This window comes from Candidatus Regiella insecticola LSR1 (assembly GCF_000143625.1).
GTDB lineage: Bacteria > Pseudomonadota > Gammaproteobacteria > Enterobacterales > Enterobacteriaceae > Regiella > Regiella insecticola.
Map to the genome: position 1 here is coordinate 1 of NZ_GL379724.1, position 1,180 is coordinate 1,180.

General features: G+C 41.1%; 2 protein-coding genes. Both read left to right on the top strand.

Annotation, left to right across the window (positions count from 1 at the left end; all coding sequences use genetic code 11):
- Positions 1–293 precede the first annotated feature (293 nt).
- Positions 294–608, top strand: coding sequence for a type II toxin-antitoxin system RelE/ParE family toxin (locus REG_RS10070; RefSeq protein ID WP_006705547.1), 315 nt, complete (start codon positions 294–296; stop codon positions 606–608).
- 5 nt (positions 609–613) lie between these two features.
- Positions 614–925 (top strand): addiction module antidote protein, encoded by a 312-nt coding sequence (locus REG_RS10075; protein WP_039908873.1) that lies wholly within the window; start codon positions 614–616, stop codon positions 923–925.
- The last annotated feature ends 255 nt before the right edge of the window (positions 926–1,180 follow it).

Consider the following 1,180-nt stretch of genomic DNA (forward strand, 5'->3'; position numbering starts at 1 on the left):
AATTATCGGAGAGCATAATTACATCGCCATCGCTTTACACCGAAAAAATTTTAGTGATTTGTGATGACATGATCGAATATTACCGATTCAACGTGCCGGTTGTCTCAATCTCTGCTGATCAATACTGTTAAAATCATCGATGAATGAACCAAAGTTGCCGTCTTTAATTTTTGCCTTAATGGCTGCCACAGATTGAATGTGATACCTTTTTTTAACGACTTCATTTTTTTATCCCCATTTTTATTAGAATTAATCTTGATAGCTAAAAAATAGCTTATAAGCTACAATGTAGTATGAAGATAAAAAACTACCTGACGCCAGACGGTCATGATCTATTCTCCGTTTTTCTGAAAAAGGTCAGAGACCCTATTGCCAAGGCAAAAATAGCGATGAGAGTGAACAGGATGTCAGCCGGTAACTTCGGTGACTGTAAACCTCTTAGAGAGGGAGTCTGGGAAATCCGTATCGATCAAGGATCGGGTTATCGCGTGTACTACAGCCTGGTTAACAAGCAAATTATTTTATTGTTGTTAGGCGGCGATAAAAGAACACAAAGCGCAGATATTGATCATGCGGTAGCGTGTTTGCAAGATTACTTAAAGAGGTAAGGCGGATGACCAAATCAAGAAATTACGATGATGCAATGGTTGAAATGTTGAAAAATGACACTGAATTCGCCATTGCTTACCTTCATCAGGCTTTCGCCGAACTTGATGAAGAAGGAGGGCAGGAAGCGTTTCTTATAGCTCTGCGCCATATTGTTGAAGCGCGCGGCGGGATGGCAGTGATTGCAGATAAAGCAAAAGTATCTCGCGAAACTTTATACAGAACGCTATCAGCGAAAGGAAATCCAACATTAAGTACGATGCGTCAGATCATCCATGCAGCCGGCTTCAATTTTTCAAACATTGCTGCTCATGCTTAGCTAGATCGTGCCGGTTGTCGCAATCTCTGCTGATCAATACTGTTAAAATCATCAATGAGTGAACCAAAGTTGGAGAGCATAAAAAAGTGTGGGGCAATCCTATCCAGCTAATCCCGTGCTTGCATCCGTCCCTTCTCCGATATGCCCATCGACTTTCAGATCCGAATACTAGCTGTGTTTAGAGTAGATCAAAAGCATCTTGAGATGCATTAAAATAGTGTCAGTGATTTTATCGTCAATGGGGAATGAGGCAGG